This is a genomic window from Lysinibacillus zambalensis, from assembly GCF_040183165.1.
GTDB classification, from domain to species: domain Bacteria; phylum Bacillota; class Bacilli; order Bacillales_A; family Planococcaceae; genus Lysinibacillus; species Lysinibacillus zambalensis.
Genome location: NZ_JBEGDG010000001.1, coordinates 165,651 through 188,313 on the forward strand (window position 1 = coordinate 165,651; position 22,663 = coordinate 188,313).

General features: G+C 34.5%; 20 protein-coding genes and 1 pseudogene. 15 read left to right on the forward strand and 6 right to left on the reverse strand.

The window, feature by feature from the left end:
* The first annotated feature begins 2 nt into the window (after nucleotides 1-2).
* Nucleotides 3-209 (forward strand): DUF3311 domain-containing protein, encoded by a 207-nt coding sequence (locus ABNX05_RS00805; protein ID WP_349657939.1) that lies wholly within the window; start codon nucleotides 3-5, stop codon nucleotides 207-209.
* Nucleotide 210: 1 nt separating this feature from the next.
* Nucleotides 211-1,662, forward strand: coding sequence for a sodium:solute symporter family protein (locus tag ABNX05_RS00810; protein ID WP_349657940.1), 1,452 nt, complete (start codon nucleotides 211-213; stop codon nucleotides 1,660-1,662).
* Nucleotides 1,663-2,042: 380 nt separating this feature from the next.
* On the opposite strand, the gene ABNX05_RS00815 is transcribed toward ABNX05_RS00810, so the two are convergent.
* Both ABNX05_RS00815 and ABNX05_RS00820 read right to left on the reverse strand, forming a co-directional pair.
* Nucleotides 2,043-2,429: a hypothetical protein gene (locus ABNX05_RS00815; RefSeq protein ID WP_349657941.1), complete on the reverse strand. Its 387-nt coding sequence runs from the start codon at nucleotides 2,427-2,429 to the stop codon at nucleotides 2,043-2,045.
* Nucleotides 2,430-2,859: 430 nt separating this feature from the next.
* Entirely contained in the window at nucleotides 2,860-3,369 is a 510-nt protein-coding gene (locus ABNX05_RS00820; protein WP_349657942.1) for a DUF3231 family protein, read from the reverse strand.
* Nucleotides 3,370-3,643: 274 nt separating this feature from the next.
* Between ABNX05_RS00820 and ABNX05_RS00825 the strand changes: the two genes are divergently transcribed.
* Entirely contained in the window at nucleotides 3,644-3,775 is a 132-nt protein-coding gene (locus ABNX05_RS00825; protein WP_349657943.1) for a hypothetical protein, read from the forward strand.
* A 781-nt stretch (nucleotides 3,776-4,556) separates the two neighbouring features.
* On the opposite strand, the gene ABNX05_RS00830 is transcribed toward ABNX05_RS00825, so the two are convergent.
* Nucleotides 4,557-4,766, reverse strand: coding sequence for an RNA polymerase subunit sigma (locus ABNX05_RS00830; protein WP_349657944.1), 210 nt, complete (start codon nucleotides 4,764-4,766; stop codon nucleotides 4,557-4,559).
* A gap of 621 nt (nucleotides 4,767-5,387) precedes the next feature.
* On the opposite strand from ABNX05_RS00830, the gene ABNX05_RS00835 reads away from it, so the two are divergent.
* From ABNX05_RS00835 to ABNX05_RS00845, 3 genes are all read left to right on the forward strand, one after another.
* A complete protein-coding gene (locus ABNX05_RS00835) occupies nucleotides 5,388-6,143 on the forward strand; it encodes a class I SAM-dependent methyltransferase (protein ID WP_349657945.1) in 756 nt (251 codons plus the stop codon).
* A 787-nt stretch (nucleotides 6,144-6,930) separates the two neighbouring features.
* Nucleotides 6,931-7,530, forward strand: coding sequence for a nitroreductase family protein (locus tag ABNX05_RS00840; protein WP_349657946.1), 600 nt, complete (start codon nucleotides 6,931-6,933; stop codon nucleotides 7,528-7,530).
* A gap of 299 nt (nucleotides 7,531-7,829) precedes the next feature.
* Nucleotides 7,830-9,275, forward strand: a complete 1,446-nt coding sequence (locus tag ABNX05_RS00845; RefSeq protein ID WP_349658297.1) for a GMC oxidoreductase — start codon at nucleotides 7,830-7,832, stop codon at nucleotides 9,273-9,275.
* Nucleotides 9,276-9,569: 294 nt separating this feature from the next.
* On the opposite strand, the gene ABNX05_RS00850 is transcribed toward ABNX05_RS00845, so the two are convergent.
* Complete coding sequence (locus tag ABNX05_RS00850) at nucleotides 9,570-9,905, reverse strand: 2Fe-2S iron-sulfur cluster-binding protein (protein WP_349657947.1); 336 nt, start codon at nucleotides 9,903-9,905, stop codon at nucleotides 9,570-9,572.
* A gap of 261 nt (nucleotides 9,906-10,166) precedes the next feature.
* On the opposite strand from ABNX05_RS00850, the pseudogene ABNX05_RS00855 reads away from it, so the two are divergent.
* A pseudogene (locus ABNX05_RS00855) lies at nucleotides 10,167-10,595 on the forward strand (hypothetical protein); the annotation flags it as partial.
* A gap of 411 nt (nucleotides 10,596-11,006) precedes the next feature.
* On the opposite strand, the gene trhO reads toward ABNX05_RS00855, so the two are convergent.
* Complete coding sequence (trhO, locus tag ABNX05_RS00860) at nucleotides 11,007-11,963, reverse strand: oxygen-dependent tRNA uridine(34) hydroxylase TrhO (protein WP_349657948.1); 957 nt, start codon at nucleotides 11,961-11,963, stop codon at nucleotides 11,007-11,009.
* Nucleotides 11,964-12,978: 1,015 nt separating this feature from the next.
* Here trhO and ABNX05_RS00865 point away from each other — a divergent pair.
* From ABNX05_RS00865 to ABNX05_RS00890, 6 genes are all read left to right on the forward strand, one after another.
* Entirely contained in the window at nucleotides 12,979-13,707 is a 729-nt protein-coding gene (locus tag ABNX05_RS00865; protein ID WP_349657949.1) for a DUF981 family protein, read from the forward strand.
* A 615-nt stretch (nucleotides 13,708-14,322) separates the two neighbouring features.
* Nucleotides 14,323-14,796, forward strand: coding sequence for a heme-degrading domain-containing protein (locus ABNX05_RS00870; protein ID WP_349657950.1), 474 nt, complete (start codon nucleotides 14,323-14,325; stop codon nucleotides 14,794-14,796).
* A gap of 17 nt (nucleotides 14,797-14,813) precedes the next feature.
* Nucleotides 14,814-15,287, forward strand: a complete 474-nt coding sequence (locus ABNX05_RS00875) for a tautomerase family protein (RefSeq protein ID WP_349657951.1) — start codon at nucleotides 14,814-14,816, stop codon at nucleotides 15,285-15,287.
* 45 nt (nucleotides 15,288-15,332) lie between these two features.
* A complete protein-coding gene (locus tag ABNX05_RS00880; protein ID WP_349657952.1) occupies nucleotides 15,333-16,289 on the forward strand; it encodes an LLM class oxidoreductase in 957 nt (318 codons plus the stop codon).
* A gap of 150 nt (nucleotides 16,290-16,439) precedes the next feature.
* Complete coding sequence (locus tag ABNX05_RS00885) at nucleotides 16,440-17,234, forward strand: SDR family NAD(P)-dependent oxidoreductase (protein WP_349657953.1); 795 nt, start codon at nucleotides 16,440-16,442, stop codon at nucleotides 17,232-17,234.
* Nucleotides 17,235-17,306: 72 nt separating this feature from the next.
* On the forward strand, nucleotides 17,307-18,152 hold the full coding sequence (locus tag ABNX05_RS00890; RefSeq protein ID WP_349657954.1) for an aldo/keto reductase: 846 nt from the start codon (nucleotides 17,307-17,309) through the stop codon (nucleotides 18,150-18,152).
* 53 nt (nucleotides 18,153-18,205) lie between these two features.
* Here ABNX05_RS00890 and ABNX05_RS00895 read toward each other — a convergent pair whose 3' ends face one another.
* Nucleotides 18,206-18,589: a winged helix-turn-helix transcriptional regulator gene (locus ABNX05_RS00895; RefSeq protein ID WP_349657955.1), complete on the reverse strand. Its 384-nt coding sequence runs from the start codon at nucleotides 18,587-18,589 to the stop codon at nucleotides 18,206-18,208.
* 829 nt (nucleotides 18,590-19,418) lie between these two features.
* On the opposite strand from ABNX05_RS00895, the gene ABNX05_RS00900 reads away from it, so the two are divergent.
* Together ABNX05_RS00900 and ABNX05_RS00905 are read left to right on the forward strand one after the other, a co-directional pair.
* The gene (locus ABNX05_RS00900; protein ID WP_349657956.1) at nucleotides 19,419-21,575 is read left to right on the forward strand and encodes an ATP-dependent helicase; all 2,157 of its coding nucleotides are present in this window, start codon (nucleotides 19,419-19,421) and stop codon (nucleotides 21,573-21,575) included.
* A gap of 553 nt (nucleotides 21,576-22,128) precedes the next feature.
* Nucleotides 22,129-22,662 carry a hypothetical protein gene (locus ABNX05_RS00905; RefSeq protein WP_349657957.1) on the forward strand — a complete coding sequence of 178 codons (534 nt, stop codon included), beginning with the start codon at nucleotides 22,129-22,131 and terminating at the stop codon, nucleotides 22,660-22,662.
* Nucleotide 22,663: the final 1 nt, after the last annotated feature.

Here is a 22,663-nt window from a genome sequence, read left to right on the forward strand (position 1 = left end):
TAATGACACGAAAAAAGATCTGTTATTTGCTCACGTTCATTGCATATTTTGGGATGCCTATAGGAATTCCCTTTATTAAAAGTACCGAACCATATATTTTAGGTCTCCCATTTTTATTATTTTGGATGGTTTTATGGATCTTTTTAGGAACTGGTTTAATGATTCTAGTTCACCGTATAAATCCTGATGCAAAAGAGGAGGTGGAATAATATGATCATTTCAGTTGGAATCATTGCAATCTTCTTAGTGATTGCTTTATTTTTAGGTATTGCGGCAAGTAGGGGTAAAGATATGAGCCTTGAACAATGGAGTGTTGGAGGCCGTGGATTTGGATCTATCTTCATTTTCTTATTAATGGCTGGTGAAATTTATACAACGAATGCATTTTTAGGGGTAAGTGGTTGGATGTATGGAAAAGGTGGCGTAGCATTTTACAATATCGCGATGCTGAACTATGTAATCGCTTACTGGTTAACACCTAAAATATGGGCTTATGGGAAGAACCATAATTTATTATCTCAATCCGACTTTTTTGAAAAGGCATATAATAGTAAAATTCTCGGCACGCTCGTAGCCATTGTAGGGTTAGTAGCGCTAATTCCTTATTTAATCATTCAATTAAAGGGCCTTGGCATTATCGTTTCCGAAGCTTCCTATGGAGCGATTGATCCGAAAATAACAATTTGGATTGGCACAATTGCAATGATTGCATATGTAATGGTTTCAGGAATTCATGGATCGGCTTGGACAGCTGTAATAAAAGATTTTCTTATTCTTGGCGTCGTGATATTCCTAGGTATCTACTTACCTATACATTATTATGGTGGGATTCAACCAATGTGGGAAGCAATCGAAGCTGTTAAACCAGGGTTTTTAACACTGCCAGACTCAGGTTTTAGCGCCTCATGGTATATTTCAACGATGATGTTAACATCGTTAGGGTTTTATATGTGGCCGCATACATTTGTTGCTACTTTTTCAGCGAAAAGTGGAAATGCCTTAAGAAATAATGCGATTATGCTTCCTATCTATGCATTATTTTTATTATTTATCTTATTTGTTGGAGCAGCAGCAATTTTACAAGTACCAGGGTTAGAAGGGGGCGCTGTGGATTTAGCTTTATTTAAAATTTCCACGCAAACATTTAATCCCGTTATCGTTGGCTTTATTGGAGCAGCAGGGTTATTAACTGCAATTGTACCGGGTTCATTGATTTTGATGTCTGCAGCTACATTGCTTGCGAAAAATGTCGTAAAACCTATTCGACCTCAAACTACCGATCAACAAATTGGTATCATTGCTCGCTATTCCGTTCCAGTAATTGCACTTGTTGCACTGTATTTCACTTTTAGTGGTGGCGGAGCAATTACTTTATTATTCTTAATGGGGTATGGACTAGTTACTCAATTTGTACCAGGGGTTGTATGTAGCCTTTTGAAGAAAAATCCATTAACTTTACAAGGTGTCTTTGCAGGGGTAATCGTAGGTGTCACGATTGTAGGTTGGCAAGCAGCTACAGGTGCTCATCTAAGTAAGCTATTCCCAAGTTTGCCATCCTATATACAAGATATCAACATTGGTTTCCTTGCACTCAGTGTTAATATATTAGTAAGTGTAATTGTTAGCGCATTTACAAGGAAAGTAACTGTTCAAAATGTGTAACTACACATAAGTAAACTACTAAAACCAATAGTTTACCAATAAAATTGGAGGACTTTCTAAATGGATAATACTAGTTTATTTCAACATCACATAAAATTAAGCAATGAAGTTATTGTAATGTTTCAGTAAGTAAGAAACATTCAGTAGCCTTACTGAAAAGTTGCTTTCATACAGTGCGAACCATAAAAGGTCGTAACAGTTAAATCATATTTATGCGCTCTCTTTGAAAACGGATATCTATCGTTAAAATGATTCGAAAAGGAACTGCAAAAATAGCAACAATCTTTGAGAAATGCTATTTCTTATGGATTGTTGCTATATTAGAAATAAGATAATTTCTAGATATCCAAATAGCCTTGATCAAGTTTTTTAGAAGTAATTTATTTTTGTTGTTCTTGATAATTAATGGCCTTTTTAAATTCTTCGGTAGTGTAGATATTATAAAACATATTTCTACTATTTACGTTTGCTATTGTCCCTGTATATGTATTGTCTATCCATAAATAGTATTCATCATCGTTTAGTTTGATCTTATATTGCGGAACTACTTTGTTATCTACTTCACCAAATTCTCTAGCTTTTTTAAACGTTTTCTCTATAATTTTAATATCCTTTGCATCGGATATTAACTGTAATGTGTCGGATTTTTCTTCTTCGAAATTAATTAATTCTTGAATTTCTATCGTTTTTGTTGTTTCTTCATTACTGTTACAAGCCACTAACCACATAGAACAAATAATCAAAAACAATATTGTTTTTATTTTCACCTTATCTTCACCTCTTATAAACTATTTCTTCGCCATAATTGTTGAATTAAAATATCCCCATTTAAGTACTTCTTCACATTGTAAAAAAACACCTTTTTTATCCGACAATTAAAAATTCTAATTAGAAACATCAATTGAAAATAAGATAGAAGATAGAAAGAGAGAAGGGAATGGTGGAGCCATTCATTAACAAAAGATTTAAACACAATCGCATATACATTCAGCAGGATAGCAGGATAAGATCAGGCGCTCCTAAAAGTGAGTACCTGTTCTTTTTGTGTTAAATTTATCAGACAGCCGAGTGATAAGCCGTCCAGATCACCACCTGCCTAGATTAAAGGATACAGAGAGAGTTTAGGTCCAATAAAAGGAAACAAAAAACCCCAGTTTAAAACTGGGGAGAACGGTTTGTTTTGCAAGTGAGATTATTTTACTTTTCTGGATAATCCACATGTAATGGCGGTGGAACTAACCAACCTTTAGTTTTATTAAGACGTAAAAGTTTTACTCCAAGTTGAGCTTTCGCTGTATGGAATTGACCATACATTAATCCAATATCTTCTCTAATGGACATACCTATAACTTGACTACATGTAACCAACCCAGCAGAAAGGTCACCGGCTAGAGCAGCACTAATTTCTGGATCATTAAATTTCGCACCAGGAGGGATATTCTCAATTCTTGCAACTGGTCTTTCTGGGGGTGCAGGCGGTAGAGCAATACCGTTAGTTTTTAATACTTTTTCTAACTGTTTTCCTTCTTCTCTTAAAACATCGATGATATCTTCAATTATTTTTCTTAGATCTTCATCGCCTGTATGATTGTAAAACGTTTGATAACCTGCTATGAAGCCATAATTTACAGTGAGATGTGTCCAAATACTAAATACTTCTCCGTAGTGTAATGGCTCGTCTTTAGGATTTCCACTAAGTATTCCCATACTCGCACTTCCTTTCTTATTTGAATATTTTCAAACAAGTATAGTATGGGTGAAAAAAGAAATTAAATTCGTTTTTAAGAAATTAAAAAGGTTCAGAAAGTGATCAATTAATAAAGGATCTTTAAGAGAAATAGAAACTCGAAGTAAAATCATCTCATTAGTTAACAATTATTTATCAAATTTAGGGAGTTACACCATTTTGAAATTAAGCCTACGATAAAAAGTATAAATTACCGTAAAACGGACAATTTAATACTTATTGGAGGTGAGTACATTGGCAAAAGAAAAGCAAAAGAAAGAAATAGAGCAAGAAGAATTCGCCATGGAGTTTAGTCCAGAAGAATTAGAAGTACCTGAAGAGAAAGAAAAAAAGCAAGAACAAAATGAAAATAAAGAAAAGCAGTAAATCACACTAAAGCTATAACACGGTCGTTATAGCTTTAGGTATTGCTCGTATTACGATATATATTATTTTGTATGGATTTTAGTTTATTTTATTAGGTATGAAGGATTGCGGGATAGTAAAGTGCATTAACAACTTGGGGCGATGCATGCAACAGATTGCTATCCCAAGACAAGTGTATGCACTTGTTTTTAAAAACATTACAACCATGAAAATATAAGAAAAAAAATTCGAGCTTTTACTTAAAAAGAGCCACTTTCTAAAAAGAAAGTGACCAATCTAATTAAACACTCGCCATCTAGTTTTTCAATTTAAAAAAATCCTTATGAACAATGTTATACAAATTATAACCAACAGAATTAAAGTAATAATTATTGTAAGCAGCCCTCTAACAATAGTAGTTAAATTTTTTACATTCTTCAATCCATAGTTGGCAAGAAAAAAAGTTATTATTGTTGCTACTAATAAAAAAATCAAGGGATCAAAGTGAAAGTAAGATACAAAAAATAGTGTGAATTGAGTAGAGTTAATTGTGATAAAGAAAACTATTAGCCAGCATAATGACAGTAGGAATGACAATAAATTTAGATGTATAACTGTGGATTCCTCCTTTTGTTAAGTGAATTGAAGAAGGAAAAGCAAACTGCTTAATCTTAACACTACTATTTATATGATTTAATAACTAAGGTTGGTTAGTTCATGGCCTTAAGAAATGAAAAAAGCGACTGTTCTATAGCTCCTTATCCCAGTTATGAAAGCAAAGAAAAAAGCAGCATAGAATAATCTATTCTGCCTCCGGTTTTTCGCTTTTTTCCATTTCCTCTTTTTTACTTCTAAGTAGTAAGGCAATGAATAAAAAACTTGCTACCCAAAAGGAAAAGAAAAAATTTTCAAGCAAAGACAAATTATTATTTTCGAAATAATCCCAAACCGTTGTTAGTAAAAACAATGTTACAAAAAAAGTGATGTATAAACATTTTCCGAATGTAGTCATTTAAAGCACCTCGATATGTAATATAAGTGAATTTTTACGTATAAAGGGTCATTGAATGGAATGACCCACAAATTGGGGAGGTCGCGGCGGTCAACTAGCGCCACAACCTAAGTGCGTGCGATACACTTAATAATAATTTGTGCAAATTTAAGTTTTTTATACATAAAAGCCGCGGCGTTGTCACACGCTACAGCTCAGAATCGGTTTAAACTCTTCTTATAAAGGTTGTTCGTTTGAGCATTAACATACAAAGGAAGGCAAAAACAAAACAATGATCAATTATTCGCTCACATAATTGCATTCAGAATAGATTTGGTGCTTATGCCTTTTAAAAAGGAACGTTGTAGTGTTAGGAATTTTCTAATACCTAATGTGAACCTATAAGTGGATATTCAACATGTATAACTGGAGCTGTGGTCAGTACTTTAGCTATATTTAATATTATTGAAATACTATTTTCAGGTATTGAAGCTGCTCGTTTGAGTAGTGTGGTAATCCATATCTATTCACTTATGTATAAACACGATATGATTGTGCGTATAAGTGATTGCGACTCTTTAGGACGCGTAAACATTGCTAATTATTTTACTTACTTTGAAAAACCAGAAAGAAGGTAGTATTGTGAAAACAACAGAAAATTTTACCGACAAGGCAGATATATATGCGAAATATCGCCCTAGTTATCCTAATGAATATATCGATTATTTGTTTTCAGCTAACCAACTAAAAGGGGATCAGATTGTGGCCGATATTGGTTCAGGTACGGGGATATTTAGCCGCCAGCTACTTGAAAGAGGTATAAATGTTATTGGCGTTGAGCCAAATGATGACATGAGGAAGATGGCTGAGCAATCGTTAACACTATATTCTCGTTTTAAATCAATTAAAGCAACTGCTGAAAACACCTCTTTAAATGGGAATAGTGTGGATTTAGTAACTGTTGCCCAGGCATTTCATTGGTTTGATAAAAAAGCATTCAAAATCGAATGTCAACGGATTTTAAAACAAAAGGCAAATGTTGCTCTTGTTTGGAATAGCAGAGATTTAACTAGTCCGATTATTAAAGCAAATGCAGAAATTTGCCAAAAGACCTGTTCAAATTTCAAAGGATTTAGCGGTGGAATAGAGGAAACTCCAGAATTATTTAACAGCTTTTTTAAGGATGGAAAGTATGAGTTTAAAAAGTATCAAAATGATTTGATTTTTGATTATGAAGGTTTTTTGGGGAGGAACTTGTCAGCGTCCTATGCTCCGAAAGAAAAGGACGAAGAATATAAACGTTTTGTTTTTCTCCTGTCAGAGTTATTCGAAAAATACAGTAAGGATGGAAAAATTGTTCTCTCAAACATAACGCGAAGCTATCTAGGCAATATCTAAACATCCGAACATAAAGGTTTAGTATAGTGAAGTATCTTACATTCAAGTTTTTTAACCTCGTCCTAAATTTAGAACGGGGTTATGTTTGTTTGAGGCTTTAAACTTAACTTTACAAGCTACATCGCTTGTTTTGAGATAAATCGTTTCATCAATATGCCAAAAGAAAATAGGGATAATCACCAATCATCTGCATTTTCTATCTCCTTTAAGTTCATCATGATTGATGCAAAAAAGGGTCACTGTTGAAAGTGACCCTACTAAACAATCGAGGGAGGATGTGACGGTCAACCAACGCCACAACCTAAAATAAGTGCGTGCGATACACTCAATATTAATGTGTGCAAATTTAGGTTACATATACGTCTGCTTACTGGACATTCCATTTAGCAATTCAAATTGATCGGTCTAGCTTTACTGTCGCTCTTTCTGGTTTAGTTATCGAACATAATCTATAACATTGATCTTTTTATCAATCTTTACTAAAAATTATTGAATATTATTTTTAATTCACAGATATTTGAATACACTATCGTTTGTTTGGAAAACATATTTTAAGAACACTAAATATGTACTGGTGAATAATCAAAGTCGAAAGGATTAAAGAAACTACGAATGGCGGAGCTCATTATGGATTTAACATACAGGTGTTCCAGTTGAAGTCCGATGAGGTCTTAGGAAATTTAACTGCCATTTGAAGATTTTTTAAAATTTTTGTAAGTAAAAATCTCTACTCGACTGGTGCAATGTGTGCAAACAAAAATTACAGTAAATTTGGAGGAAGAAAATTATGACAAAAGATTTCTACACTACACTTAAAGAAAGACGTACTTACTACGGAATTAATAAAGAGGTAAACATATCAGATGAAAGAATTAAAGAAATTGTAGAATTTGCTGTGAAATATACCCCATCAGCATTCAACTCTCAAACTGCACGTATTGTTGTATTATCAGGTGAGGCACATAATAAGTTATGGGACATCACAACTGAAACGTTAAGAAAAGTAGTTGGAGATAATGATTTTTCTGGAACTCAACAAAAAATGGATTCCTTTAAAGCAGGTTATGGTACAGTTTTATTCTTAGAAGATGAAACAATTGTTAAATCGCTTCAAGAGCAATTTGCTGCATATGCTGAGAACTTTCCAATTTGGTCAAATCAAGCATCAGGTATGCACCAATTAGTTGTATGGGCAGGATTGGAAGCAGAAGGATTAGGAGCTTCTTTACAACATTATAATCCATTAATTGATGATGAAGTGAAAAAAGAATGGAATATCCCTAATAATTGGAAGTTCATTGCACAAATGCCTTTTGGCAATCCAACGGTATCACCAGGTGAAAAAGAATTCCAACCACTTGAAGAGAGAATGAAATTTTACAAATAATTTATGTATACTATACCAAACCAGTACCTTCATGGAACTGGTTTTTTCATGGAGAAAATTTTGTAGAAACAGTAGCATAAATAAAAACAGACATTGGGACCAAACGAGCATATAAACCTTTTCCAATGTCTTATTTATTTTTCTTAATTAATTATCTATCTGCGTATTTATATGCCAAAAATCTGGTTTGGATGAAATTTTTAGTCAAACTTTATTTCAAAGCTCCAAAAAGGTGATATCAAAATACCAAAGGTCATAACCTTAAATGTCAAAGACTAACGCGAAAGGGCGTGGCTATTATGTGGGTTTATCCAAATAATTGGATCCCAACTAAATCACTGGAGCAAATGGCCAATACGAACTATGATGTTCTAATCGTCGGAAGTGGTGCAGGTGGAGGGGCAACGCTTTACCGTTTATGCGAAATGTGGAAGAATCAAGGGGCTAAGCGAATCGGTATTTTAGAGAAAGGGGAGAAGCTATTTCATTCACATGCGCTGAATATCCCCACTATGAATGTAGATCGAATGCGCGACCAGCTATGGCCTGACAATTCTACTCCTGTAGGAGAAAACTTACCAGAATTCTCAGGCGCAAGATTAACATTCGCACTTGGTGGCAGGACATTATTTTGGAATGCTGCCTGTCCGAGACCTGCTCAGTTTCAACTTCAGAATTGGCCTGTTCATCCAGATGAATTAGATGTATATTTCAGAATGGCAGAACGTGTCTTGAATTGTACAACAACCTATGCAGATGGTTCTTCAATGCAACGGATTCTTATGAATCGGCTTCACGCTGGTGGTATTTTAGAAGCAACGAATATGCCTCTTGCCATCGATATGAGAGGACCACGCATGGGGGAAATTCACTCTAACGCATGGTTTAGTTCAATCAAATTTCTTGCTTATGCCTTAAATGATAAACCATTTGATCTTGCGTTAAATGCTTATACGACGCGAGTGTTGGTTCAAAACGGAAGAACTGTTGGAGTAAGTGTTGTATCAACACAAGACAAAAAAACTTACACTATTCGTGCAAAAAATGTAGTTGTTTCTGCAAGTACATTAGAGACACCTCGAATTTTGCTAAATTCCGGGATTAGTGGTCCAGCTATAGGACGCTATTTAACTAATCATTCATTTGTATTAGGTACGGGAAAAATAAGTCGGAGGCAGTTCTCAGATAATATCGGTAATTTAGCCATTTTGAAACGTGAAACAAGTCAATTCCCTTATCAAATACAAATATTAGGTCCCAATCAATATTTTTCTTACCAACAGTTTGAAGATAAAGTACTTCCAGACCAAGTAAGTGTTGTCTATGCAACTTTCGGTTTGGTAGAGCCTCGGAGAGAGAACAGGGTTTTCTTAGATCCTAACCAACGGGATGAATATGGTGTTCCTCTGAGGCAAGTAGATTTTTCTTATAGTGAAAGGGATAGGGCTGTTATTAATCAAATGCGCGAGGGAATCATTCGATCTGCTGAGGCGATGGGAGTTACATTGGATGGTGAGCCTACCTTAATGCCACCGGGAAGTGACGTGCATGAATCCTGTACATGTCGTATGGGTACCGATCCATCTATTTCGGCAACAAATCCGTATGGAGAAATTCATGGTGTTTCAGGTCTGTATATAGCAGACAACAGTGTAATACCTTTTCTTGCTGCGGCAAATCCGACAAACTCAACGGTTGCACTTGCGATACGAATGGCAGATAATATCATTCGAAGAAATCCGTAATGGGATAGCGCGGACATTTCGCAGTTATTAACACTATAGAAAGTCAGTAGTTTATAAAGTTTTCTAAAACCGGCTGGGAAGTGAAAGCTGTAAAGGGTGATGTCATAGTTGATGTTTTCAACCTCGACCAGACGTCTGTAAAAAATTTTGAACACTTGATGTTATGTTACTTAAGCAAATTTAAATAATTTAGCTTAAAAACGCGGATATCTTAAAGCCCGCGTTTTTAACTTTTCTCTAAATTTGTGATATAGAATAATTCATCTTTTTAAGTTTGAATTAATCGATTCTAGGTTAATCTGCTGGTCTTGGACCTCTATCGCCCTGTGTATTTTCCAAGGTTAAAATAGGCCGAACTGTAATGTCTCCTATTACACGAATTTGACAAGATAGCCGCAAACAGTCATCATATAAATTCTCATCAATATTTTTTGTAGCGAAAGCGTTTTTTTCAATTTTAGAAATATCCTTATATTCACCAGCTAGTACCTCCACTCTACAAGTGGTACATTTTGCTATTCCGCCACACTGATGAAAAATATTTATATCATTATCTTCAAGAGCTAATACTAATTTTTTTCCTTCTTCTACTTCAAAGGTTTGTCCTCCAAATACAGTGATAAATGGCATCTATCAATACTCCCTTCATACTTTCCTAATTATAATGAAGCACCTGTTATTATCAGTTTGTATTGATCCGACTAGTCTCATACTCAGAAATCATTCATTTAGTGAGAATTTAACAAATTTTTACCTAGCGAAGAACTCTGTATGCCAATTAGCCGTATGAAGAATAACAAGCCATAGGAAGTTAGAACACCATTGAATTTGCTCTTCAATATAAAATCATGCTTGGCGTAACACTGTATGGGTATGGATGAGCGATGGAAAACGGCAATTTGGGCAACTCTTTATTTTTATGCAAATTACATCGTAGGTATATATGAAGGCGGTGATGATGGTCTCGAATTTGTAATTCCAGCTTTAAATCAGGATGTTTTACTTCGTTATTGGCCAATTGTTATAGTTGTCATCGCTCTTGAAATTGGTTTAGCTCTCTACAAATTACTTAAAGGACAATGGACGAAAAAGATAGCAAGCTTTAATACTACTGTTGAGCTTTTCGCAAACGTTGTATTCATTGTTATAGTAAGTAATCCGAATTTAATGAACCAAGAATTTATAACGTACATGAGTAAATTACTTACCACAACAACTAAGCAATTTGAAATATGGATAGTTGGCGGTGCAATAATCATCTTTGTTTTATTTGCGGCAATCAGTATATTCGATGGTTTCCGTAAAGCTCGAATCCGTTAATTCATATTTGTTTATAAAAGAGTAGTACTTGTTCAGTATATTCGTATTGTGATTAAGAATAAAGCGAACTTGGAAGATAGAATTTCCAAATTCGCTTCTTTTTGTATAAGTAATGATGAAGGTTAATTATATTTATCATATGTACAGTTACTAAAGAATTCTCATAAGATGTAGCACCAAAATTGTATTGAATTTGAGTTGTCTAATAGAGGCAATTTATCATGAAGGTGAATTACTTCCTGAAGATGAACAGGATAAATTGTTAGCCGTAAATCATTTCTTCGTCAGTAAGGCTTACTATTCAAATAAATTAAGTAGTAACGCATAACTCAGTACCCAAAAGAATTTCTTTCGACAGAGCTATGCGTAACTTATTATTATCAGATCTTTTAATAGTTCAGTTTTATTCCCTTATGCTAAATTTAATGATTTCTCCAATATAGCAATACGTTTGGTAACCTCTTCGTGAGAAATGTCATGAATTTTTATATAACGATTGTGTATATGTTTTGTACATTCAATCGTACAACCACCTAAGTGTTTTGCCTCGTTTTCTTCTGAACTTAATATCTGTTTATTACATTCTGGATTTGCACAGTTAATGTAACGTTCACACGGAGTACCATCAAAATGATCCTTACCGACAATAGTTGGGTTTACTTGATTTATTGGAACAACAAGGCGTTCGTCAAATACATAACATTGCCCATTCCAAAGTTGACCTTTTGCGATTGGATCTTTACCATAGGTTACAATTCCACCGTGTAATTGACCAACATCTTCATAACCTTCTCTTATAAGCCAACCAGAAAATTTTTCGCAACGTACGCCACCTGTACAGTACGTTAAAATACGTTTCCCCTCTAATAATTCACTATTGTCTTCGATCCATTTAGGTAATTCACGAAACGATTGAATATCTGGTCGAATTGCGCCTTCAAAGTGACCTACATCAAATTCATAAGTGTTTCGAGCATCAATAACAATTGTGTCCTGTTGCTGCATTTGTTCATAAAAATCAGCAGGTGCAACGTAACGACCTGTCATTTCAAGTGGGTCAATATCATTCTCTAAGCTTAAATTAACCAGCTCAGGTTTTGGACGCACATGCATTTTTTTGAATGCATGACCGTCTGCCTCATCAATTTTAAACACAATGCCCTTAAATAACGGATCATTTTTCATCATTTCTATATAAGCGTTTGTTTCTTCAATTGATCCAGAAAGTGTACCGTTGATGCCCTCAGAAGCAACTAAAATACGACCTTTTAAGTTCATTTTTTTACATATTTGCAAATGCTCCTCAGCGAATTCCTCAGGAGATTGAATATTTGCATAATGGTAATACAGTAAAACTCGATAGTTCAATTTATTTTCCACCTATCATTTATATTTTCAGGATACACTGATAGCTAATACCATCAATAAACGTGGTATGTTAAAAAGAATATACAAACAAAACTGATAATCGTAATCTTAGCCTCGATAATGATTAAGTGTAAGTAAAATTGCCGAAATAAATTCAGAAAGCAATTCCTCCTCTTACTAAAAAATCTATATAAACTAAAAAGTATAATTAATATAATGCATTAATTCATATCAATATTCTTCAGCTAAAAATCAGTCAATGGCATGATGAAGTACTATATAGCACATGGCTAAAAAGACATCAAAAAACACCATTGTACTAAAGATGTACAAGATGCTGCTTGCATATTTGTGCCATATAACAAACGCATTACGTAGTATTTAAAAATTAATATGATTGAATGTATTAGTAGCAGTAATTTTCAAACTACGTAATGGTTGTCTAGAATTTCTCCTAAATACTTTTATAACTAAAAAGTATAAATGAAATAATACAACTTTTATTCGTTTCCTGTCTTCAGACTTAGGTCTGAATTATTATTCAAATAGTAATGTCGTCGTTATGAGTTTATTTGTACATAGATACAATTAATTCAATCAAGTGACTAATAAAATTGCTATTCTAAGAAATCCGCCTATTATAAAAATTTATAAGTTCAAATAAAAAGCCCAGAAAATTTTACTGTCCGTTAAAATTTTCTGGGCTGCTTGGTTATCTATGGAGAATTGCGTAAAAAGAATGAAGTATTGAAGTCAACTTTACTATTGGTTTTACACAGTTAAGGAAATTTAAAATATTAATAAGCTTGATTTTTCAGTATGAAAATTTACCATAACGTATCTAAATAAGGCTTCCCCTATATGAGAAAAAGTTTATAACTTTTGAATTTTCTTTCGGTTTCAGGTAAAGAAAAAAACAAAAACTAATGGGTTGACAATTTTGTGACAAAGGAATAATATTTGTTTCGGAACAAAACATCTCAAATTCGAGATATATACGAAAGGAGTTTTTTATATGGTTATCGATTGGTCAGTAACAGAAGTCTATAACACCATTATGGCGGTTTCAACCGGCATTGGTTTATTATTAATTCTTCAATTTGCTTCCCATATAGCTAAAGAAAAAGTTGGACAATTAGAAGGGTGGGCAATAGGCTTTGGTATACCAGGGTTTATATTAACAATAACAGGAGCTCATATGAGCTTTACCTGGCCATTGTCGAAGATTGGATTCCCATTTGATGATATTATATTTGGCGAGCCTTCACTCGCATTTGGTATTCTGCTTATGGCTGTATCTATCTTATTATGGAGAAAATCTAATCTCTATTTAAAACAAGGTATTAATATGGACGATTCGAAAGTAGTTTCAAATACTTTAAAGAAAGAATTGCCATACTTGATAAAACCTTTATCTTATTTTGCTGCAGCAATGGGATTAGCACTTATTTCTATCGCGTGTGCAGGTATTAAATATCAATTATTTGCAGCACCGCCAGAAGAACCAATTTCAGGAGCTTTTGCTGATTATCCAATGTTGGAAGCAACTTTTATGTCTGCATTATTCGCTATTATAGGGATTGGAGCAGTATTATTACCTTTTGCCTTAAACAAAAACGCCAATCCAAATTTTGCTAAAGTTATTAAATTCCTTTGGACAATTGCAGGTATTACCTTTGTTCTATTTGGAGCCATGAATTACTTTACACATATCGGATTGATTGTTAATACAATGCCAAAATAGCCCGATCATTATCTACAAATAAAAAAACCATTTGAACAAATGTTCAAATGGTTTTTTATTTTCTTTGCTGTGGAGTGATAAAAAAGTTATTCAAAATAAAGTAGTTTATAAAACTAAACCTCTTACCCCCGCTTCCAAGGTCTGTTGTGTTAAAGTTCAATCCATTCTATTTGTAATCTTTAGAAAAATAGGGGAAATAGGGTAATTGTATGCTTGCAAAAGTAAGTAAAACAAAAAAGAATAAGCATTTATAAAAAGATTAGGCTTGTTCTTTTCCTTAAAATAATAAGTTTTTTGATAGGAACTTTAAAGTGCCTAAATCACTTTTTTATTCCTATAAAACTTTAAAGTGCGTACTTACTTTTATAAAGTATACTTCATATAATACATTTGTAGATATCTTCTGACAGTGTTTTTAAAAGACAAAAGAATGGTGAAAGATCCATAGTCTTTATGCTTTAGCTATAAGAGTAATTTATAAATAATGGTTTATTTCCCTTTTAAAACTTAGTTTTCTTATATGTATTAGAAGAAACAGAGGACTTTCCTTATTAGTCGAAGTATAGCTTTAGGGATAAAGTACAAAATAGTGAAGATTGTACGGAGGTTAAAGATATGAGTATTTTAAGTTTAGACAAAACAAAAAGAATTTTAATAGAGGAGGAAACGCTTCAATTTTCTACATTTACAAATGAAGATGCCTTTAAATTAGGTTTATTAATTGTTGAAGCAGCGAAGCAAAATGGCAAATTAATAACTGTTGATATCACTAAAAATGGTGTGCAATTGTTTCATTTCAAGATGTCGGGGATGACAGAGGAAAATACTATATGGATTGAGCGCAAAAAACAGGTCGTTTCATTGCATAATCATAGCTCCTATTATATGCAGATACAAAGTGAATTAAGTGGAATTCCGCATCATGTAGAATACCGTTTAGATCCTTCAAAGTACGCTGCATTCGGTGGAGCATTTCCCATCAAAATAAAAAACGTAGGGACCATCGGAGTAATAACGGTATCAGGATTAACACCTGAAGAAGATCATGAATTGGTGATAAAAGCAATTAAAAATTATTTAAATAAATAGTTTTAGAGGAGGATACTATGCCATTAATTGAACTAAAAACTTGGCCAACTATGTCAAATGAAGAAAAAAAGGAATACATTTTTTCCGTAACTGAACTTACAACAAAATTATTAAAGATTGTTCCTGACAAAATTCAAATAGTAATACATGAACTTGCTAAAGAAAATTGGGGGAAAGCTGGGGCAGTAGCAAATGATGCTAACTTTGCTGAGAAAAGTAGAGTTGTCAATTGGGAAACTAAAGAGTCTTATCAAACACAGGAAAGTAATGTAGATGGAATGGCTATAATCGCGATTGATATATGGGATACATCTGATCAAGTGATAAAGGATAAGTGGGTTAATCAGCTTACACAAATAACATCTAAATTTACCCATGCCCCGATGGATAAGGTACTAATCGTCATTCGTGAAATGATTCCAGGTAACTGGGGACAAAGCGGGATAACGGGAGCAGATAAAGACTTTCTTTCAAAAAGTCGAACATATTAAAAAAATCTATTCGAAAATTTTAAGTAAGTAGAAAGGAGAATAGTTATGAGTGAATTTTCTAATTACCGTAGCTATAATCGAATGTATAAAGAAGGTGAACTAACACTAGGCCTCCACATTCCATTAGAAAATTATCGATTTGACACGCCGACAATGGAAAAGCAAGTAGAATTATCGCAATTAGCCGAGAATTACGGATTTACCAGTTTATGGTTTCGTGATGTAATATTAGAGGATCCTTCCTTTGGTGACCCAGCAGTAGGTCAAATTTATGATATGCTTATTTATTTAACTTATTTAGCAAGCCAAACAAAAGAAATTGCTTTAGGAACGTCTGCGATTGTTCTTTCTTTACGTCATCCTTTACGAGTGGCTAAGGAAATAGCGACGATTGATCAATTATTCCCAGAACGCTTAATTATGGGCGTTTCATCTGGCGACCGAAGAGCTGATTTCCATGGATTAAATATTCAACATGAAGATCGAGGTCGGCGATTCATTGAAGCATTTCAGTATTTAAATCAAGTGCTATATGAAGAGTTTCCTTCTATTCGTTCATCATTAGGCGATATTCAAGGAAGTAATTTAGTACCGAAACCAACGAAGCGAATCCCAACGATGATTACAGGATACGCACAGCAATCAATGGAATGGTTCGCGAAAAATGGAGACGGATGGATGTATTATCCTAGAAGTCCCTATCTTCAAGCCGAGACGATTCGACAATGGAGAGAGCTTGTAGAACAGTATTGCCCTGGAGTTTTCAAGCCATTTACTCAGCCTATGCATTTGGATTTGTCAGAAGATCCCAATGAAATGCCTACACCAATTCGTTTGGGTTTCCGAGTAGGCCGAAATCGGTTAATAGAACTACTAAACATTTATAAGGAAATCGGTGTTAATCATCTGTTCTTTGCGTTATTTGACAGTAAACGACCGGCCGAAGAAGTTATTCATGAGCTTGGTCAAGAGGTATTGCCTCATTTTCCAGCAATCAAGTAGAGAATGAAACAACGGAGTGGAGTGTTAGGAGAAATTTCCTTATCCACTCCTTATTTATTCATAAACTGTTTAAATGAATGAGGGAACCCCATACTATTAAGCGTATATTGCAATTAATTATTTACAAAACTACATTGGGAGGGATTTATTATGTTTTTGAATTTGAAAGGGAAAACGGCACTAGTTACGGGGTCTGCAGCAGGAATTGGTAAAGCTATTGCAAAGTCATTAGTAGCTGAGGGTGTTACTGTCATTATTAATGGACGCCATGAAGAAAAAGTTCATCAAACAATGCAAGAAATTCAAGAACAATATCCCGAAGCCAACCTTCAATCATTAGTATCTGATTTAGGAACAGCTCAAGGATGTCAAAAGGCTATAGAGGAATTCCAAGAAGTAGATATTCTAATTAACAACCTAGGGATTTTTGAGCCTAGAGAGTATTTTAATATCTCTGATGAAGAATGGTTGAAGATGTTTGAGGTCAACATTATGAGTGGAGTTCGACTTACGCGATGGTACCTCAAACAAATGATTCAAAAAAAGGAAGGAAGAGTTATATTTATTGCGAGTGAAGCAGCCATTATGCCGTCACAAGAAATGGCTCATTATAGCGCGACGAAGACGATGCAGCTTTCTCTTTCTCGTAGTTTAGCGGAGCTAACGAAAGAAACGAATGTTACTGTCAATACGATTATGCCAGGTTCTACTTTAACTGAAGGCGTAGAAACGATGCTAAATACTCTTTATCCTAATGAAAATTTGTCAATGGCAGAAGCCGAAGTACGATTCATGAAAGAAAATCGTCCTACTTCTATCATACAGCGACTTATTCGCCCTGAGGAAATTGCTAATTTTGTTACCTTTTTAAGTAGTCCTCTTTCTTCTGCTATTAATGGGTCTGCGTTGAGAATTGATGGGGGATTAGTACGTAGTGTCTTTTAAGAGGGTTTCAAATGCTATCAGTGGATCAAAATGAAAAAGCAATCAAGAAAATAAACAATTGGAGGAATAAAAATGGTCAATCATTTGCAAGATACAATCACATTAAATAACGGCCTACAAATGCCTGGTATGGGTTTAGGTGTTTTTCAAGTAGAGAATGATGCTACTGCAGAAATGGTCAAAAATGCCATCGAGGTCGGGTATCGAAGCATTGATACTGCTGCTATTTACGGAAACGAAGCAGGTGTAGGAGAAGGTATTAAACTAGCGCTAGCATCTACTGGCTTACGACGTGAAGACTTGTTTATTACATCAAAAGTATGGAACGACGGATTAAGCTATGAGGAAACTATCGCTGCCTATGAAGAGAGCCTAGAAAAACTAGGGTTAGATTATTTAGATCTTTATCTTATTCATTGGCCTGGGAAAGATAAATATGCTGAATCTTGGAAAGCTCTTGAAGACCTATATGAACAAGGCAAGATCAAAGCAATTGGTGTATGTAACTTCACTGTTGCACACTTAGAAAACTTATTATCATTTGCTCGTATTAAACCTGTTGTGAATCAAGTGGAATTTCACCCACGCTTACAACAAGTGGAGCTACGTTCATTCTGTGACAAGCACCAAATTCAACTTGAAGCATGGGCACCTTTAATGCAAGGTGGACTTCTTGAAGATGAAACGATTTCAAAAATCGCAAAAAAATATGGAAAATCAAATTCTCAAGTTATTTTACGTTGGGATTTACAAAATGGAGTCATCACTATCCCAAAATCTGTACGTAGAGAACGCATGATGCAAAATGCCGATATTTTTGACTTTACTTTAACAACTGAAGAAATGGCTATCATCGATGCGTTGAATCTTGAACAACGTGTTGGACCAAATCCAGATGAATACGATTTTGCTCTATAAGCAATAAAAAGGAAAAGAGACTGTCTTGTGTTTGACAGTCTCTTTTTCCTTCATTAAGATGTTTGCTGCATAGCTATATCATCATCACGGTGTTTTAAAATTACATCTTCGCCTTTATCCTGTAATACTTCAACATGATTTTCGCCCCAAGTACAAAGCATGTTCAGAATAGGTTCCATTCCCTGTCCATAAGGCGTTAAGGAATATTCAACTTTCGGCGGTACTTGATTGAAAACTTTTCGAAGGATTAAACCATCTTGCTCTAATTCTCTTAATTGACTTGTAAGCATTTTTTGTGAAATTCCTGGAATTAATCGACGAAATTCATTTGTTCGAATTTTACCATGGTGGTTTAAATGACAAAGAATGACCGGTTTCCATTTACCACCAATGACTTCAAGTGTAGCTTCAACACCAATATTATAAATTTTTTGCATTGTAAACCTCCTGTAACATTAAAAGTAACTAAAAGTATCCTACATATCTTTTAGGCATGTATGTATATTACTACACATGATAATAAAAATCAAAGGATATATTAGTAGTATGTCACATTCAAAAAGCAAAGTGTTAAAAACATTCGTTTTTATGATGATATTAAAAATGTACAAATAGAACCTTCAATCCTAATTCCAGAGGATGAATTTTATATTTTGGCGGATTCATAGGCTGTTAAACGTGTAATTGAAAATGTAATATCCAATGCGATTAAACATTCAAGTGAAGATGTTACTATTCAACTTGTTAAAAATTAACCATCTGTTCAACTTACTATATTGAATCCCGCCAAAGAATTAAAAGAATACGATCTTCATTTTCTTTGTGATCGTTTTATAAAGTTAATCAACCAAGAACAAAAAAAGTACAGGTTTAGGATTATATATTGCGAAAAGTCTAATGACAAAGATGGATGAGAATTTATCAGCAGAATTAAATGGAGATCAATTGCAAATGAATTGCGAATGGAGAAATTAGCAAGAGCGAATAATCTAATTTTTAAAATCAAAAGGTGCTCTTAAAAAAATGATTTTATTTATGAGCTGTGAGAGCAATCGAGATGGGCGACGGTACGTGTTACTGAATCTCGATGCGTCTCATAGCTTTTTATTTGTAGCTACAGCTGGTAAATAGCAAGCAGTTTTGACTCCTATTGTAACTGTATCACTAGGTGACGCTTAAATGCTTTAATATTGTGCAGCTTTCCTCGGATGAATCCTCATCATTTGGTATAATAACAAATAGATTTTTTAGAACGGAGCGATTGATATGAATGGAGCGCAAAAAGCGTTTTTTGAGGAAAAGGAGCGTTCACTTGGCGTTCGTCTAAATGATGTGCAGACGCAGGCGGTGCTACAAACGAATGGCCCGCTGTTACTATTAGCATCTCCCGGTTCAGGAAAAACGACAACGATTATTATGCGTATTGGCTATATGATTGAGGCACTTGGTGTGAATCCTTCTCGCATAAAGGCTGTCACATTTAGTAAGGCATCGGCAGGTGATATGAAGGCGCGGTTTGCAAAGTTTTTCCCGCATTTGCCACCGGTTGATTTTTCGACGATTCATAGTTTAGCATTTCAAGTTGTGCGGCAGACACTTGAACGACAGGGCATTACATACGGCATCATCGAAGAATCGGACAAGCCTGGTATTGTTTCAAAAAAACGAGTGCTTCGCGAGATTTTTGAACAATTAAATGGCTCAAAAATTACCGAAGATCAGTTAGACGAGCTACTGACGTACATAACGTTTATCAAAAATAAAATGCTGCCAGAACAGGAATGGGAAATTGCAGAAGTAAAGGTGCCTAGAAAAATCGAGATTTTACAGCGTTATGAGGAATATAAACGCACAGGTAGTGACCGTTTGTTAATTGATTTTGACGATATGCTATTAATGGCGAATGATATTTTCACGAAAAATCGAGAGGTGTTGGCGCAATACCAACGCCGTTACGATTATTATTTAACGGATGAAAGTCAAGATACATCGCCTGTTCAACATGCAATCATCGCCAAACTCGTCGCAGTCCATCAAAATTTATGCGTCGTTGCGGATGAGGATCAGGCCATTTATAGCTGGCGAGGTGCAGAGCCAGATTATTTGTTGAATTTCCAAAAGATATATCCGGAGGCTCAAGTGTTACTTATGACGCAAAACTATCGTTCATCTGTAACGATTGTAGAGCCAGCCAATATATTTATTCAGCGTAATAAAAAGCGTTTCAACAAACAAATGTTTACGGAAAATCCTGCAGCAGAGCCAATCTCGTTTAAAATCTTAGAGAATTACAATTTACAGGCCAAATATTTAGTGGATCAGTTGAAAAATCAGTCTAAGCGCGGCTCAACGGCTATTTTATATAGAAATAATATGTCAGCCATTCCGCTTATGGACGCGTTTGACAGAGCAGGTTTGCCTTTCTATATGAAAGATTCCACGATTCGCTTTTTCACGCATTGGGTCGTGGAGGATATTATGAACTTCATGCGTCTAGCGTACAATACAAAAAATATCACGGTATTTGAAAAAGTTTACAGAAAAATGAATGCTTATATTACACCCACGCAATTGAAGGCGCTACAGAAAGTACCGACAGATGGCTGTGTATTCACACAGTTATTAGAGCATGTTGAGTTAAAGGATTATCAGCATGAATATATTAAGCGGATTCGCAAAACGTATGATAGCATTCAATTTGATAAAACGACGCCAACAGCTATGCTAGAGCATATCCGTTATGACATTGGATATGAGCGTACTTTAAAGAATATGAGTGAGAACCTCGGTTTTAATTATGAAAATTTACTAGATATTGTGAATGTACTTGGCTCAATTGCTCGTCATACGTCGACGATGACCGAATTTGCGGGTCGTTTGATGCAACTTGAAAATTTAGCACGTTCGGCTCATATGAAAAATGAATTGAATGCAATTACACTGACAACATTGCACAGTTCAAAAGGCTTGGAATTTGACCGTGTGTATTTGATTGACTTGATTGAGGGGATTATACCTAGTGAGGCAGAAGAAGAAAGCGAGGAAGAAGCACGACTCTTTTATGTCGGTATTACGCGTGCGATTCGCCATTTGGAATTAATTTCGTATAATAAACGCTTTAAAACAAGCGTAGTGCCATCGATTTTCATGAAGTCATTAAAACAAATCGTCTCACCGCAGGAATTGCCAAAGAAAGCGCCAAAAAATACGAGTAAAGTACTGAAGCAATACCGTAATGAGCGTACGATTACAACTGAGTCATCGTTAATCGTCGGCTCAAAAATAAAGCATATGATTTTTGGTGAAGGGGAAATATTAGCTGTTACGAGTAGCACAATTGAATTGTCATTTGCTTCGGGGATTAAGAAGTTTTTGACGGATACATGTTTACAGCAAGGCTATTTAGAAAAGAGGGAAGATTAAATGAAGCGTATTCGGGATTTTTTCGAATACGCTTTTATAGTAGTGTTATTTTGATGGGTTAATTGGTGCTGGTCTAATCGGGTTAGCTGCAGCTGCTCATTTAGTGGCACAAAATCCATATATTGATTCTTTCAAATTTCAGCGAAGCAGTGGCAAAGTTGATAATAGTGTTTGTTGCCTTCCACTCTTTGAAATCATATTTTTAAAGGAAGTTTGAATTATATCATACATACGTAAACTAATAAATTTCTCACCTAAATATTCCATTGACAATGATAATCTTTACTGCTATTCTTCTTGAGAATGATTATCATTGTCGATTAAAAAGGGTAAACGTTTCGAAAAGTAGTTGTGGCATGTACATAAAAACCTGGAAAAATGGCTATACCCTTATAGGAAAAGAGGGAAGATCTTTGAACTCTTCAAGTTGAAAATGTGAAAGAGTTTAAAAACCAATATAGTAAAGTTTGAAGGAAGAAAAATTAATAGTAAGCAAGAATTTTACAGAGAAGGGCGAACCTTCTCAAATAAACTGTAGAGGACAATTAAGCATATGAAATTAATATCAACACGATTTGGAGAACAAGCCTTTCAAACATTAGTTACTTTAATGCGGCTGCTTTTTGGGATTGGCTGGCTTTTTGCTGGTATAACGAAAATTACAGAGAAAAATTGGTTTAGTGAACCAGGAATATTTATTAAAAATTACTTAATGATGGCACTAGATAAACCGAATGTACCGGAATTTTATAAGTATTTTATTGAACACTTCGCATTAAAGCATATTATGTTTTTTAATTACACGATTCCAATCGTTCAAATTAGTATTGGGATTGTTCTGATCGTAGGATTAATGATCATTCCCTCAGTTCTTATTTGTCTGTTTATGCATGTAAATTTTATTCTTTCTGGGAATATGAATTTAATTAGTTTAACTCTTTATACTAGTGCTTTTTGTATATTGCTATTTATAAACAAAAGTTATGTTTTAAGTTTAGATCGTTACCTTGGGATTGAACATCGATTTAAAAACATAAAACAAAAGGTTAGAAAAAACAATACGTATACACCATCAAAGGCTTCTTAGA